The organism is Pantoea sp. SS70, from assembly GCF_029866845.1.
GTDB classification, from domain to species: domain Bacteria; phylum Pseudomonadota; class Gammaproteobacteria; order Enterobacterales; family Enterobacteriaceae; genus Pantoea; species Pantoea leporis.
On record NZ_CP117199.1, the window covers coordinates 2,608,696 to 2,623,691 of the forward strand.

The window sequence follows — 14,996 nt, forward strand, 5'->3', positions numbered from 1 at the left end:
TGCGGCGATCACGACACACAGCATCCGCCGCGACGGCACCGGCATCGCGCCCCTTGCCATTCGGCATCATCCCATCGCCTGCGTCATCAACCCATAAGCCTGCATCGCGCCGGCCTGTGGCATCCACGGCGTGCCGCGCACCATGATGGTGGGCGCATCCACCTGCTCCAGACCCAGGGTTTTAAGCCATTGCGCCAGCGGTAACGCGGCATCGGTATCGATGCGCACAAACTCGCCGCGCAGCGTCTGCATCAGGGCGGCAATCAAGGTTTGCGCGCTCGACAGATTCAGCGCAATCACCGGGCCAATCGACCAGCCGTGACCAAACCGGCGCAGGCTGGCAAAGCCCTGCACGCGCTGCTGCGCATCCCGCAATATGCGGGTTTGTGTATTGGCAATCAGGTGAGTGATTAACGCGGGGCGCCACAGGCCGTGCGCCTGGTGATCGAGGGCGGTCAACGGTTGTGCCTCTGCGGGCAGCGCGGGACGCAGCGTGAAACCGGCTGGCACCGTCAACGCTGACACCGCCGCCAGCGCGCGCGTTTGATGCTGCAGAATCTGGCCCGTCACCGCAAAACCGAGTTTCTGATACAGCGGTTTGCCGCTCTCAGTGGCGTGCAGCCGCAGCCGGTAATCAGGGAATTGTTCCAGCAGCGCCAGCATCAACTGTTTGCCGATGCCCTGCCCTTGCCAGCGTGGGCTGACGATGACGAGTCCGATGGTGGCCGCCTGCTCGCCCCAGCGAAACCCCAGCGCGCTGCCGGCGTAGTCGCCCTGATGTTCAGCCACCGTGCCTGCGCTGAACGTCAGCGCCTGCTGCCAGTCTTCGCGGCGATGCGGCCAGTGCAGTTGCTGCGTGAGGGCAACGCCGGAATCGATGTCGCGTGGCGTCATAGCGCGTAGCATGATCATGTTTGCTCCTGATGTGCGGGAAATGCCCTTGTCTTTAGCACATTTCAGGGCGGGGATGAAAGCGGGAACGCGGTTGCGTGGCGGTGCGGCTGGGTTGCGCCGCACCGTGCTGGCTTAGATCTGGAAGTCGATGGCCGGTTCGTTTTCGGTTTCGTAGGATAGCGCCTGACGCTTGATCTCCTCCAGCGACAGGTTGGCATTACAGAGTTCGAGGAACTGCCAAACGTAATTGCGTTGCAGCTGGCCGCGCTTCAGGCCGAGCCACACGGTATTGGCATCGAACAGATGATGGGTGTCGATTTTTACCAGATCTTCGCCTTCGTAAATATCGCACGCCTGATCGGCGAGAATCCCCACGCCAAGACCGAGTTCCACGTAGGTTTTCACCACGTCAGAATCCTGCGCGCTGAGCACGATATCCGGGCGCAGACCGGCGGCCTGGAATGCCCGATCCACCCGCGAACGGCCGGTAATGCCCTGACGATAGGTGATTAACGGATAGCGGCTCAGGCTGGCGAGCGTAATGGGCTGCTGCTGTAACAGTTCATGATCGTGCGGCACCAGTAGCGAGTGATGCCAGCTGAACCACGGGAATGCCGCAAGACTGCTGTTATTCACTAACTGCTCAGAGGCGATACCGATATCGGCTTCACCGGCCAGCAGCATGGCGACGATCTCCTGCGGCGATCCCTGATTGAGCTCAAGGCGCACGTTGGGATAGAGCTGGCGAAACGCTTTGATCACGCGCGGCAGGCTGTAGCGCGCCTGGGTGTGCGTGGTGGCGATGGTCAGCACGCCGCTGGTTTCATTGGTAAACACATCCGCTAAGCGGCGCACTTTGCCCGCTTCATCAAGGATGCGCTCAGCAATGGTCAACAGCGCCTTGCCCGGTTCGGTCATGCCTAACAGTCGCTTGCCACGACGAATAAAGATTTCCACGCCCAGTTCATCTTCCAGATCGCGAATATGGCGGCTGACTCCGGATTGGGAGGTAAACAGCGTATTCGCCACTTCGGTGAGGTTGAACTCGCAACGGGCCGCTTCACGTATAATTTTAAGTTGCTGGAAATTCACACCCTTTTCTCCTGGTTCCTGCCCCTGTTTCGTCCATGTTATGAAGTTGATGTCATCGCAACAAATAATAAAAAACCGTGTGTTATGCGGAATAGTAATAAGGGGTAGTTTGAAGGACGCCCTCACCCCCGCCCTCTCCCGCAAGCGGGCGAGGGAGCTGATCGAGCGGTTGGTTGGTAAGGTGATTTATTTGGCTAATATCGGCGGGATCGGTCCCCTCTCCCATTAATGGGAGAGGGTTAGGGTGAGGGAAAAAGTGCGCTTAACTCATCCCACCAGCATCAATTCACGGTCCTCTACCGCTGGCTTATTCAGCAGCGACAGCAAAATATTCTTCACGGCCTGCGCCGATGGCGACAGCGGCAGACGTGCCGAGATGTTCAGCGACAGCGGCAGATTGAGTGACGGACTGTTAATGCGCGCCATCCACGCATGGGTTGAACTCACCAGCGCCCGCGCCGCAGATTCTGGCAGCACCGTCACGCCCATACCGCTGGACACCGCCGCCGTCAGCGTCGAAATGGATTCGATTTCGCCAATAATGCGCGCGCTCAGACGGCGCAGCGAGAACGCTTCATCGACACGTTTACGCACCGCGCTGTAATCGCGCGGCAGGAACAGGCTCATCTGCGCCACATCGGCCAGATCGACCGTGGCACCCGGGCACGCTGTTGCGCCCACCAGATAGAGCTCTTCTTTCATTAAAGGAATGCTGTTGATGCCCGCCGTTGGCGCACGGTCGTACAGCACTGCCATATCCAGCTGGCCGTTCATCACTTTTTCATTGAGCGAGGTGCCGCTGTTTTCATGCAGATACACCAGCACATCCGGGAACTGCTCACGCACCGTGTGCAGCAGCGGCATGGTGAGCGAGGATGCGGCGGTGCCCGGCGCTAAACCAATCGAAACCTGGCCGTTCAGTGCCTGGCCGGCGTTGATCACCGCCGTTTGCGCCTGTTCGCACTGGCGCAGAATGGTGCGAGCGTGGGCATACAGAATTTTTCCGGCTTCAGTGGGCGTTACGCCGCGCTTGGTGCGGATCAGCAATTGCTGATCGAGTTCATTTTCCAGCGTCGCTACCTGCTGGCTAAGCGCAGGCTGCGCGATGTGCAGCACTTCTGCTGCCTGAGTCAGGCTGCCGATATCGACGATTTTTACAAAATATTTGAGTCGTCTTAAATTCATGTTGCCTCCGTCAATCCCCGAATACCCAGTTGGGTGTTTCAGCCTGCTGGCTTGTGGGAATGAAGTTGCAATATGCAGGCCAGGTTTGTTCGCGATGCAAAATTGCGTTGCCAGATTTTTCCTAACGGCACGGAAAATAAGCGTTTGTGATTACCTCGAAGGAGTTAATAAGCGTGGGCGATGACGTGATTCGCGTGAGCGTTGAACAATATGCACCGCGATGAGGCAGAAAATGCGAGTCAGGCGTGCAAAAAAGTGATGACCGGATGAGCTGGTTTGGTGCAGAAAACACAGAAAGTGAACAGAAACGGCGGGAATGGAACAAAAACGAGCGGGAAGTATGGAGCTAGCCAGTTGGAAAACTTATGTGGGCGGCGGTGCGCGTTGTCCCTCACCCTAACCCTCTCCCGCGCGCGAAAGAGGGAACCGACCGTGCACAATGTCACTACGCAAAATAATTCGCGCTGTAGCAAGGCGGCAAGAAAATTCAGCCCCGGGAGCATAGTTAACTATGTGACCGGGGGGAATTTTCGCAGCCAACGCCGCTACAGCGTTAAGTATGAAGCGTATTAGCGTTTTTTACGGTTTCTGTGCATATCAATAGAAACCGCTGCGACGATGATGATGCCTTTGATGATGTCCTGCACGTAGGCATCGACACCGACAAAGGTGAAGCCGCTCTTGATCAGGCCAAGAATCACCGCACCAATCAGCGTACCGGTAATGCGGCCCACGCCGCCCATCAGGCTGCTGCCGCCGATAACCGCAGCGGCGATGGCATCCAGTTCGTATGCCATCCCCATGCTGGACTGGCCGCTACTGACGCGCGCCGCCAGCACCACACCCGCCAGGCCAGAGAGCGCACCGGCAATGGTATAGACGATGATCAGGTACTTATTAACGTTGATACCGGACACTTTGGCGGAGGTCATGTTGCCGCCAATCGCGTAGACATATTTGCCGTAGCGGGTGTGTTTCAGTGCGATGTGGAACAGGAACGCCACCACCAGGAAGATAATGACCGGCATCGCGCCCTGGCCGATGGAGGTGAAGCCATCTGACAGGAAGCTAATCGGGTTACCCTGCGTGTAGTACTGCGCCAGACCGCGTGCCGACACCATCATGCCGAGCGTGGCGATGAACGGCGGAATACCGGTTTTGGTAATCAGCACGCCGTTCATCACACCGCACAGCAGCCCTACGCCAATCCCGGCGACGATGGGAATCACCGCAGGCAGGTTCACCAGCGAGGGATACATCGGCGACAGGCTATCTGAAGTTTGCGCCAGACTGGCCGCCACCACCGCGGTGAGGGCGATAACCGAACCGGATGACAGGTCAATACCGGTGGTGATGATGACCTGGGTCACGCCCACCGCGATGATGCCGATGATCGCCACCTGTAAAATAATCAGCACCAGGCGGTTGGTGTTCATCAGGAAAGATTGGTCACGTACGTACCAACCGGCAATTTCAAAAATCAGGGCAATGCCCACCATCACGACAAAAATCCCGGTGTCTTTTGGCAGCTTGTGACGCAAATTGCCAAAGAAAGAACTCTGTTCTGCGGCCTGCGGGGCCGTAATTTTAACGTTACTCATAGGTGTCTCACGCCTCACTCGGATGCCAACGACAAAATGGATTCCTGATTGGCCTCTTCTTTATCGAGGATGCCGGTTATACGTCCGCCGTGCATAACCATCACGCGGTCGCTCATGCCGAGAATTTCTGGCAGTTCGGACGACACCATGATGATGGCCACGCCGCGATTCGCCAGTTCACTGATTAAGCGATAAATCTCTGCTTTTGCCCCCACGTCGATACCGCGCGTGGGTTCGTCGAGAATCAGGATCTTCGGTTGCGCCAGCAGCCAGCGGGCAATCAGCACCTTCTGCTGGTTACCGCCGCTGAGGTTATTGATGATCTGATCCATGGTGGGAGTTTTAATGTTCAGCTTGCGAATCTGATCCATGCAGTCCTGCGCCATTTTGATGTGGCTGACAAAACCGCTTTTATGGGTGTAATCGGGCATGTTGACGATGCTCATGTTCTCCATCACCGACAATACCAGGAACAGCCCCGACTTTTTACGGTCTTCGGTCAGGAACGCCATGCCCTTCTCAATCGCCGTTGACGGCGAATCGATCTTGACCGGCACGCCATCAATCAGGATTTCACCGCTGTCGAAACTCTCCATGCCGAACAGGCTTTCCATCACTTCGCTACGTCCGGCACCCACCAATCCCGCTACGCCGAGGATTTCGCCCTTGCGCACCGTGAAGTTGATGTCGGTGAAGCGATCTTTGCAGGTGAGATTGCGCACCGTCAGCACATCCCCACCGATTTCACCGTTGAATTTCGGGAACAGCTGAGTTAATTCACGGCCCACCATTTGCGTAATCAGTGACTGACGCGTGTATTCGCTGGTGCTGTTGCTGCCGACCCAGGATCCGTCACGGAAAATACTGATCTCATCGGTAATGGTGAAAATCTCATCCATCTTATGGCTGATATAGATGATGGCTTTGCCCTGCTCACGCAGGTCGCGGATGATCGTGAACAGGTGCGCCACTTCGGTTTCCGTCAGTGCCGAGGTCGGTTCATCCATAATCACGATGTCCGAATTCCATGACACCGCTTTCGCGATTTCCACCATCTGCTGCGACGCAATACTCAACTCGCCAACCAGACGATCGGCTTTTAAACGGATATTGAGCTTGTTCAGCAGTTCCTGCGTCTGTTTGTTCAGCTTGCCATGGTCAACAAAGCCGTACTTCATCGGTTCGCGGCCGAGCCAGATATTCTCGGCCACAGTCATGTAAGGCACCAGATTGAGTTCCTGGTGAATCATGGAGATGCCGGAACGCAGCGCATCCATGGTGTCCTGAAACTGCACCGGCTCCCCTTTAATGCGAATGGTACCCTTATCGGGACGATACATCCCGATAAGGCATTTCATTAAAGTGGATTTGCCCGCGCCATTTTCACCCATCAGGGCATGTACCGACCCCGGTTTAATACGCAGTGAGACATTGTCGAGTGCCTTCACTCCGGGGAAGAACTTGCTGATGCCTTCGGCTTCAAGCGCAAAAGCGGTCATACATCACCTCCGTACGGCTGAGTCGGTTACGGTTTATTTCTGATTCTGACTGGCGAATTTTTCGTAGTTATCTTTGGTAATCAGCTGGAACGGGATATCGACCACTTTCTGCACTTTCTCGCCGTTAATCAGCTTGACCGCCGTTTGTACCGCGCCTTCGCCCTGACCTTTCGCATCCTGGAAGACCGTGGCGACCATTTTGTCGTTCTTGATCATCTGCAGTGCGTCCGGCGTACCATCCACACCCGCGACGAGGATGTGATTCGGGTTTTTACCCAGCGCCTGCAGCGCACCGATTGCCATTTCATCGTTGTTAGAGGCAATCGCCTGAATGTCATCGCCCGCGGTCAGCCAGTTACTCACCACGTCCACCGCATCATTACGGGTGAATTTAGCCGTCTGTTTCTGCACGACTTTAATGCCCGGATATTTGGCGACCACCGCTTCCACACCTTTGGTGCGTTCACGGGTGGATTCGTTAGCCAGGTCACCCAGCAGAATCGCCACGTTGCCTTTACCGTTCATCTTTTTAGCCAGCGCTTCCATCTGCAGACGCCCCGCCAGTTCAGAATCCGAACCGACAAACGCCATTTTGTCTTTCAACTCGCCTGCCGGTTTACGGTTGACGAACACCAGCGGCACGCCGGCTTTCGCTGCGGCATCCACCAGCGGTTTCACCGCGTTGGTATCCACGGGGTTAACGATGATGGCGTCAACGCCCTGACCAATGAAGTTCTGCACCTGCTGCAGCTGCTGTGCCACGTCGCCTTTGGCGTCTTCAACCTGGCCTTTGATGTTGTCTTTTTGCATCTCTTTCTGCATTGCGGTGCGCAGAATGGTGAGGAAGTTGTCGTCGAACAGCGCCATAGAAACGCCTACCTGAAGGTCTTTTGCCATCACGGCGGCAGGTAACATGCAAACTAACAGGGAAGTTAATAACGCTTTTTTGAATTTCATAGGTAACCCTTCTTATTCGTTAACATGCTCAGGTTGGCTGAGACCGCGAATGAAAAATATCTTTTACATTCACCCAACGTCGCTGGCGTTTTTTTTGTGGTTGTAGAGGTAAGGCTTCTGGTCTAACGCTATCGGTTTACTGCATCTTTTCTGTGTAACTTGCTACTAATCAGCCAGTTATTTTCGAAATGCCGTTTTAGATGTCACAACTCATTTCGCCAGTGATGATTAGCAGTTCATTTATTTCATCTAACTTGCATTTGAAACTTTCATCATAAAAGCACTGAAATGATTGTTTTAAAATCGGCAAATAACAAAACTTTGACATGCATCTAACATCTCAAAGGAATTGCGTTTAAAGTGAGATCTTGCTGGCAGTTTAGAATCTGATCATTCAAGGCAGAAAAGCAGCATTCCGCTGCTTTTACGCGCACTTAAACCAAAAGTGTGCAGTCGGGCTTTGACAACGGGGATCGGCATCGCTAATATGCGCCTCGTTCACACGATTCCTCTGTAGTTCAGTCGGTAGAACGGCGGACTGTTAATCCGTATGTCACTGGTTCGAGTCCAGTCAGAGGAGCCAAATTTAGAGAAGCCCGCTTAGGAAACTAAGCGGGCTTTTTGCTTTTTATGCGCCGGGGCGGTCGCTGTTGAGGTGTGGTGGGGCTTCGGTTGTGCTCTCTGAGCAGCGGCCCGCCTTAGCGGGTCATCCCCCGGATCGTCCTGATTCCCCTCTGGTATCGGTTCATGTTCTCCTTTTTGGTTAAATGGCCTGAAAAGGCGGTGTCAGGATCCAGCCGTGAGCTGGCGCAGTTGAGTTTTCTGGTGCAGGTCGAAAAGGCTGCGTGCGTCACTTCCCGCTCTGCGCGGTTAAAGTGGCGCACTGGACTGGTGCAGTGTCTGAAAATTTATTGTTGGTGCAGTTTTACGACCACGCAGCAGGAAAGCCTTGCGGCAATGCAGGCCGCAGTCCGTAAGGTAAAAGGCGCTGAGGGTACAGGTTAGCCAGGAGAATTCCGGCACGGTGCAAATTCAGACCAGCAGGCTGGCGCAGTAAAGGACGTATCGTGTTAAAACTCGGGCCTTCGTCGCGATGTTCTGCGACCCGGTGTTTGCAGAGGTCTGCACCGGTAAACGGATCAAGCGTCCTGATAACAGGCGGTTCTTTCAGGTTGTGAAGCGTTGGGCGCTGTCTACGACAGCATAGAGCAAGGGGGAGACTACGCCAGTGCCGCTGGCGGGGGAAAGGAGAAACTGTTTTTACCTGCAAAAAATTTTTTAATCACTTGTTGTTATAAAAAATGAGGGCGCTGTATGTGACAGCGCCCTCGTTCAGGTTACATAAAAAATATCAGCTTAGAATGGCTTCCAGTCGAGCCAGCACCTCATTCACGACAGCGTCGGGTATACGCTCCAGTCGCTTACCATTTCGGGCTCCCATATCAATGGTTCTGGGCTGGTCGCAGCGGATCACGCCCGTTGTTTTTGTTCCCGCCCCGTCCAGTGAAACGGTGAAACCGGCTTCGCGAGCAAAGTTTCCGCCGCTGGTCACAGGGACAACAACGGGCAACCGGGTGAGCGTGTTAAATGATGCCTTCGATACGATAAGCACCGGACGTTTTCCGCTTTGCTCGTGGCCGGCAATCGGATCCAGTGAAACAAGCCAGATTTCCCCTCTGTCCATTTACAGGATCTCCTTGCCCACCGCAGGCGCATCAATCCATTCCCGATCCTCTTCACTCATTTCGGCGTGCGGATCGCACTGCGCCAGCAGTTCCTCAAGCGAATAACGGGGCCGTTTCTGGGGTTCAATAATCAGGCAGCCATTATCAATAGTCATACCCACTTCGCTGCCCATCGACAGCTCCAGCGTTTTCAGTACGGCGGGGGGAACCGCCAGCATGATGGATCCGCCGACCTTTTTCAGGCGAGTTGTATACATAGAGCACCTCCTGATATTATATTTTAATATAACATCTACAGCAGGCGATGCACAATTATTCATCTGATTCATTGTGATTTCCTTAGCGTAATAAAGCGTGAAGAAAGCCTTAATCCATCGAAGGACAGATCCAGCCGTTTTCAAAGGCGGCGTTGCCGATAAAACGGCGACCATCCTGATACACAAGGCGCTTCTTTCAGGTCATGAAGCATTTTGTACAGGCGGGAGCTTAGTGCGTAACAAAGAAGGCCGATAATAGAAAACTGTTTTTGCAGTTCAAAGGATTATCACGGATCGGATAAACAAAATGCGGCGCAGCTTCCGTAACCTTGCTTGCAGTGACTGAGCTTTAACTTGAAATGGCGCTTCGTATGGCGACCGCCAACCAGATGCGCATAAGCGCGCACCTGGTTTGGGTTAATCGATAGCGTTTGGCAGCGGAGCCAGCTCCAGACTGCTGCGGAAATCGTTGCCGACATAATCGGTATCGATCAGCTGGCGGCGACGCAGTTCTGGCAGCAGGCCGTTGAGCAGCAAATCCTGCTGATCGGGCTGGCCGAGTCCATGCAACGAAATCACATCCAGCACGCCGGCGCGGTAGCGCTGTTCGATGGCATCGGCCAGAGTTTCTGGCGTACCGGCTACAAACCAGTGGCCGGTCTCTTCGGCTTTAATGATCAGCTCGCGCAGGGTTAATCCTTCCAGCGCATAGCCACGGAATATGGCGGCGCGCCCCTGACGACGATGCACCTGCGCCAGTTCGGGAATCAACGCGGCGGGCAGCGGTTGGTCGAGCGGCACATCGCGCAGATCCACCTCGCCGCCCAGCATATCGGCCACGCGTAATCTGCCCTGTTCATAGTTGATGCGTTCATGCTTATCGCGCAGACGGCGCGCCACATCGGCGTCGCTGTCGCCAATGATGGCGTGGAACGAGTTCATGATCAGCGGGGGATTATGTTCGCGGCCAAAACGTCGCGCCCGCTGCTGCACATCAGCCACGAAGGTTTGCGCGGCATCAAACGTGGGCTGCGAGGTGTAAATCACTTCGGCATAACGTGCGCCGAGCGTGACGCCCGCGTCGGATTGGCCCGCCTGGAACTGCACCGGACGGCGCTGTGGCGGCGGCGGCACGTTAAGCGGTCCCGCCACCTGGAAATAGTCGCCGCGATAGTGAATCGGATGCAGTTTGCTGTGGTCGAGACGAATACCGCCGCTGGCGGTGCGCTGCGCTGCCGCGCGTTCGTTGGCGTCATACAGCGCGTTCATCACTTCAATAAATTCTGTGGCGCGCGCGTAGCGCTCCTGCGGTGGCGGCAGCTGGCTTTCACCGAAGTTCTCCTCGCCGACCGATGACGTTACCGCGTTCCAGCCCGCGCGACCGCCGCTGATGTGATCGAGCGTGCCGACCTGACGCGCCAGATTATACGGATGCAGCCAGCTGGTGCTGACGGTAGCGATTAAACCGATGTGCGAAGTGACCTGGCTCAATGCCGCCAGCGCAATCAGCGGATCTTGCGTGCCGGTGGTGCCCGCTAATCCGGCCGCATCGGCCTGCAGCAAATCGGCGGTGAACAGGCCGGTGATTTTTTCGCGCTCGGCAATTTTCGCCAGTTCGATGGCGCGCGTGATGCCCAAGCCAGGCTGGCTGTCATTGGCGGCGGAAATCACACTGCTGGCGCCGACCAGCGTTTTCAGTTTTCTGCGATAGGTTTGCGACACAACACTCTCCTTTATGGTTGTCGCGCGAAATCCGCTTTGACATGGTTTAAGGCGTCCGCATCGGTCAGCAGACGTAAGCCGGTGCGAGCCAGCACGCGCGCGCCAATCAGCAACGCCTGATAGCCGCGCGCTGAGTTGGCCGCTTCACGGAAGGGCACGGTGTGGAAAATCAGATCGTCGGGGCCGATTTTCAGCCACGGATGCGCCGTCGGCACCGCGTGGCTGATGTCGCCAGCATCGGTGGAGACTCTGTTTTTCTGCGGCGAGAGATCAACCTGCTCGCCTGCCGCGGTGAACTCTTCCAGCAGCAAGGCATCCAGCGCTGAGTTGAGTTTGAAATCGCGCGGGCCAATCTGATGGTCAATCTCGACGCGCGCGCCGGTCGCCAGCGCCACGCCTTCAGCAATGGCACGCAGACGCGGCTCAAGGGATTCCACCACTTCGCGGCTGTCCGCGCGGATGTAGTAATGCGCCGAGGCGTATTCCGGGATCACGTTCGGGGCCTGGCCGCCGTTGGTGATAATGCCGTGCACGCGCACGCCATCCGGCAGTTGCTGACGCAACACGCTGATGCCGTTGTAGAGCAGTACCAGCGCATCCAGCGCGTTGATCCCTTCATGGGGCGCGCTGGCGGCGTGCGACGGCTTGCCGTAGAAGTGGAAATAGAGATGGTTATTGGCGAGCGTGGATTCAGTCAGGCGGGTTTTGCCCGAAGGATGCACCATCAGCGCCACGTCGACATCTTTGAGGTAGCCGGCTTCGACAAAGCGCTTTTTCACGTTGCCTTTGGGTCCGCCCGGTCCGCCCAATCCGCCCTCTTCCGCTGGCGTGCCTAATACCACTACGCGCCCGCCGGTTTGATCCAGCACCTGCGCGAGCGTGATGGCCGCCGCCACGCTGGTGGTGCCAATCAGGTTATGACCGCAGGCGTGACCGATGCCGATCAGCGCGTCATATTCCGCGAGAAAAGCGATGGTGGGGCCCGGTTTGTCGCTGGCCTTCACCGCGTAGAACGCGGTTTCATGTCCGGCGACGTTGCGCGTGACCGCAAAGCCCTCAGCGCTAAGTAGTTGCGTGAGTCGCTCACTGGCAAAATATTCGTTGTTGCCGGTTTCGGGATTTTGGAATATCGCCTGCGATACCTTGAGATAAGCGGCGCTGTGTTGTTCGAGGCTGTTTTCGAGCGTGAGCTGAAGTGGATTCAGCGACATGAGCATTCTCCTTTGGCAAAACAATGCGCAATAGATTGCGCCGCTACCTTAGATGCAGGTATTCGTAGCGGCGCGATTTATCGCGCATCAGTGATAATCAATGGCGCTTATCAATACGCTGCACTAACCGGTCGCCGAGCCACTGAATGCCGCACACCAGCACAATCAGCACCGCGATCACCGCGATCATCACTGAGGTTTCAAAACGCTGATAGCCATAACGGATCGCCAAATCGCCCAGTCCGCCTGCGCCAATCGCGCCGGCCATGGCCGAAGCACCAATTAGCGCCACCAGCGTAACCACAAACCCCGACAAGATGCCGGGCAGCGCTTCCGGGATCAGCACGTCCCAGACAATGCGCAGCTTGCTGGCGCCCATGGCGCGCACCGCATCAATCAGGCCGCGATCGACATCACGCAGCGACACTTCCGCCACGCGCGCGAAGTACGGCGTGGCAGTGATCGACAGCGGTACAATCGCGGCCCAGGTGCCGAGCGAGGTGCCGACCAGAAAACGGGTAAAGGGAATCAGCGCCACCAGCAGAATGATGAACGGCAGCGAGCGGAAGCTGTTGATGATCAGGCCCAGCACGCGATTAACGCCGCGATGTTCGGCGATGCCGCCGGGGCTGGTCATCACCAGAATCAGGCCGAGCGGCAAGCCCGCCACCAGCGAAAACAGGCCGGAAATCACCGTCATTAATACCGTTTCGCCTAACGCATTGAGTAAAAGATCAATCATGACTGGCGACATAACCCACTAACTCCACTTGCGCCTGCTGCGCGTGCAGCCAGCTGAGAATATATTGCTCGTCGGCCGCGTTGGCTGCCGGGAGCGCAATAAAGAAACGCACCACCGCGTAGTGCTGGATGTGATCGATGCCGCCCTGCAGCAGGCGGAACTTGCCCGGCAGCGCGCTGGCAAAGCGGGTGAGCAGATCGCCCTGCGCATCGTCACCGGCAAAGTGCACGCTGTAGATGGCATCGCCTTGCTTGTCATCGCTAAGGCGCGCAGCAATATTTTCCGGCAGCTGCGGCAGCAAACCGCGCAGCAGCGTGCGCGTCAGGGCCGATTGCGGATGCGCAAACACCTGCCAAACCGGACCTTGTTCAATGATTTCACCGGCATCAATCACCGCCACGCGATGCGCCACGGATTTGATCACTTCCATCTCATGGGTAATCAGCAGAATGGTGATGCCGAGTTTTTGATTCAGGGATTTGAGCAGCGCCAGAATCGAGCGCGTGGTTTCCGGATCGAGCGCCGAGGTGGCTTCATCGCACAGCAGCAGCGCCGGACTGGCCGCCAGCGCGCGGGCAATGCCAACCCGCTGTTTTTGGCCGCCGGATAACGCCGCCGGATAGCTTTGCGCTTTGTCCGCCAATCCCACCAGCGCCAGCAGTTCCGCCACGCGCTGCTGGCGTTGTGCTTTTTCCATGCCGGCGATTTTCAGCGGCAGCGCGACGTTCTGCGCCACCGTTTTTGCTGATAACAGATTGAAGTGCTGGAACACCATGCCAACGCGGCTGCGCACCGTTTGCAGCTGTTTTTCTGACAGGCCGGTGATGTTACGGCCTTCGATTTCAATGACGCCTTCATCAGGTTGTTCCAGCCCGTTGAGACAGCGGATCAGCGTGGATTTCCCCGCGCCGCTGCGTCCGATCAGGCCAAGGATTTCGCCTTTCTGCACCGTCAACGAGATGTCGCGCAGCGCCTGGGTTTGTCCAAAACGACGTGACACACCTTGCAGGCGCACCACGCTGCCGCTGTCGCGAAACTTCACCTGCGCCTCGTCATGGGCACTTTCCACCACGCCGCGTTTCACGGCGGTAAAGGGCGTTTCGGCTGCTGAGAATAACGTCATCTTTATCGTTCCTTACCAGGCCGTTTCGCCCGTGCCTTTGTAGACCTTGTCAAACACGGTCTTCACGGCGTCGTTCTGATAAGAAGCCACCAGCGTTTTCACCCACGGCGCGCTGACGTTCTCTTTCTTCACCGCAATAAAGTTGTTGTACGGGTTATCTTTTACCGGCTCCTGCGCAATGCGATCTTCGGCGGTCAGGCCACTTTTCAGCGCCCAATCGGTGTTGACGACGGCGGCATCCAGATCAGGAACGGAGCGGCCGATGATGCCGGAATCCAGCTCTTTGATTTTCAGATGATGCGGATTGGCGGTGATATCGGCGGTGGTGGCCGCGATGCCGACGCCCGGCTTCAGTTTGATCAGGCCTTGTTGCTCAAGCAGCACCAGACCGCGCGCTTCGTTAGAGGGATCGTTTGGCACGCCAATCACCGCGCCCTCTTTCAGCGCTTTGGCGCTTTTCACTTTCTTCGAGTAGAGACCAATCGGCCACACGGCGGTATCGCCGACGCGTACGATGTCGTAGTGATTGACCTTGATTTGGTTATTGAGGAACGGCTGATGCTGGAAGGCGTTGGCATCCACTTCGCCGTTTTGCAGCGCTTCGTTCGGCTGGTTGTAATCGTTGAAGATCACGGTTTTCACCGTTAAGCCTTTCGCCGCCGCCTGTTTGATCACTTCGCGCCAGACGTCTTCATCTTCGCCGCTCATAATGCCGACTTTTACCGAGGTTTTGTCCGCCGCGTGCGCGATGGACAGCGGCGACAGCGCCGCGCTGGCCAGCAGCAAGGCGCCAGCCGTTAACAGGAATTTATTTTTTACTGATGACAGACGTGTGTGCATAAAGTGCTTCCTAATCGTTATAATTGCGCGAGTCAAAATTAGCTGTCGTAACGACAGTTGACCGCAGTATACGCAGATGCTTATTCCTGCATTATGATTTATTCAGGAATGCTATTCCTGAAAAGCATAAAGCCGCCGCGCCGCTCGCATCGCCACACGCGAGAAAGGGCTGTGCTATCCTCCCCCTT

At 56.3% G+C, this 14,996-nt stretch carries 13 protein-coding genes and 1 tRNA gene; 1 reads left to right on the top strand and 13 read right to left on the bottom strand.

The window, feature by feature from the left end:
- Positions 1 to 66: 66 nt before the first annotated feature.
- From PO881_RS12120 to PO881_RS12145, 6 genes are all read right to left on the bottom strand, one after another.
- Positions 67 to 912 (bottom strand): GNAT family N-acetyltransferase, encoded by an 846-nt coding sequence (locus PO881_RS12120; protein ID WP_280171840.1) that lies wholly within the window; start codon positions 910 to 912, stop codon positions 67 to 69.
- A 114-nt stretch (positions 913 to 1,026) separates the two neighbouring features.
- Positions 1,027 to 1,986, bottom strand: a complete 960-nt coding sequence (gene cbl, locus PO881_RS12125) for an HTH-type transcriptional regulator Cbl (protein WP_101762578.1) — start codon at positions 1,984 to 1,986, stop codon at positions 1,027 to 1,029.
- Between the two features lie 267 nt (positions 1,987 to 2,253).
- Positions 2,254 to 3,171, bottom strand: a complete 918-nt coding sequence (gene nac, locus PO881_RS12130) for a nitrogen assimilation transcriptional regulator NAC (RefSeq protein WP_101763422.1) — start codon at positions 3,169 to 3,171, stop codon at positions 2,254 to 2,256.
- A 569-nt stretch (positions 3,172 to 3,740) separates the two neighbouring features.
- Positions 3,741 to 4,772, bottom strand: coding sequence for an ABC transporter permease (locus PO881_RS12135; RefSeq protein WP_101763421.1), 1,032 nt, complete (start codon positions 4,770 to 4,772; stop codon positions 3,741 to 3,743).
- A gap of 14 nt (positions 4,773 to 4,786) precedes the next feature.
- Positions 4,787 to 6,271, bottom strand: coding sequence for a sugar ABC transporter ATP-binding protein (locus tag PO881_RS12140; RefSeq protein ID WP_101763420.1), 1,485 nt, complete (start codon positions 6,269 to 6,271; stop codon positions 4,787 to 4,789).
- 33 nt (positions 6,272 to 6,304) lie between these two features.
- Entirely contained in the window at positions 6,305 to 7,228 is a 924-nt protein-coding gene (locus tag PO881_RS12145; protein ID WP_101763419.1) for a sugar ABC transporter substrate-binding protein, read from the bottom strand.
- Between the two features lie 507 nt (positions 7,229 to 7,735).
- On the opposite strand from PO881_RS12145, the gene PO881_RS12150 reads away from it, so the two are divergent.
- Positions 7,736 to 7,811: transfer RNA gene (locus tag PO881_RS12150), tRNA-Asn, on the top strand.
- Positions 7,812 to 8,579: 768 nt separating this feature from the next.
- On the opposite strand, the gene PO881_RS12155 is transcribed toward PO881_RS12150, so the two are convergent.
- The 7 genes from PO881_RS12155 to PO881_RS12185 form a co-directional block, all read right to left on the bottom strand.
- Positions 8,580 to 8,912 (bottom strand): type II toxin-antitoxin system PemK/MazF family toxin, encoded by a 333-nt coding sequence (locus PO881_RS12155; RefSeq protein ID WP_277973770.1) that lies wholly within the window; start codon positions 8,910 to 8,912, stop codon positions 8,580 to 8,582.
- Positions 8,913 to 9,170 (bottom strand): antitoxin, encoded by a 258-nt coding sequence (locus PO881_RS12160; protein ID WP_075808466.1) that lies wholly within the window; start codon positions 9,168 to 9,170, stop codon positions 8,913 to 8,915.
- 417 nt (positions 9,171 to 9,587) lie between these two features.
- A complete protein-coding gene (locus PO881_RS12165) occupies positions 9,588 to 10,892 on the bottom strand; it encodes an NtaA/DmoA family FMN-dependent monooxygenase (protein ID WP_280171841.1) in 1,305 nt (434 codons plus the stop codon).
- An 11-nt stretch (positions 10,893 to 10,903) separates the two neighbouring features.
- A complete protein-coding gene (locus PO881_RS12170) occupies positions 10,904 to 12,103 on the bottom strand; it encodes a M20 family metallopeptidase (protein ID WP_280171842.1) in 1,200 nt (399 codons plus the stop codon).
- A gap of 97 nt (positions 12,104 to 12,200) precedes the next feature.
- Entirely contained in the window at positions 12,201 to 12,857 is a 657-nt protein-coding gene (locus PO881_RS12175) for a methionine ABC transporter permease (protein ID WP_192233454.1), read from the bottom strand.
- Entirely contained in the window at positions 12,838 to 13,968 is a 1,131-nt protein-coding gene (locus PO881_RS12180) for an ATP-binding cassette domain-containing protein (RefSeq protein WP_280171843.1), read from the bottom strand. The genes PO881_RS12175 and PO881_RS12180 overlap by 20 nt, the downstream gene beginning before the upstream one ends.
- 12 nt (positions 13,969 to 13,980) lie before the next feature.
- Positions 13,981 to 14,808, bottom strand: a complete 828-nt coding sequence (locus PO881_RS12185; RefSeq protein WP_192233450.1) for a MetQ/NlpA family lipoprotein — start codon at positions 14,806 to 14,808, stop codon at positions 13,981 to 13,983.
- Positions 14,809 to 14,996: the final 188 nt, after the last annotated feature.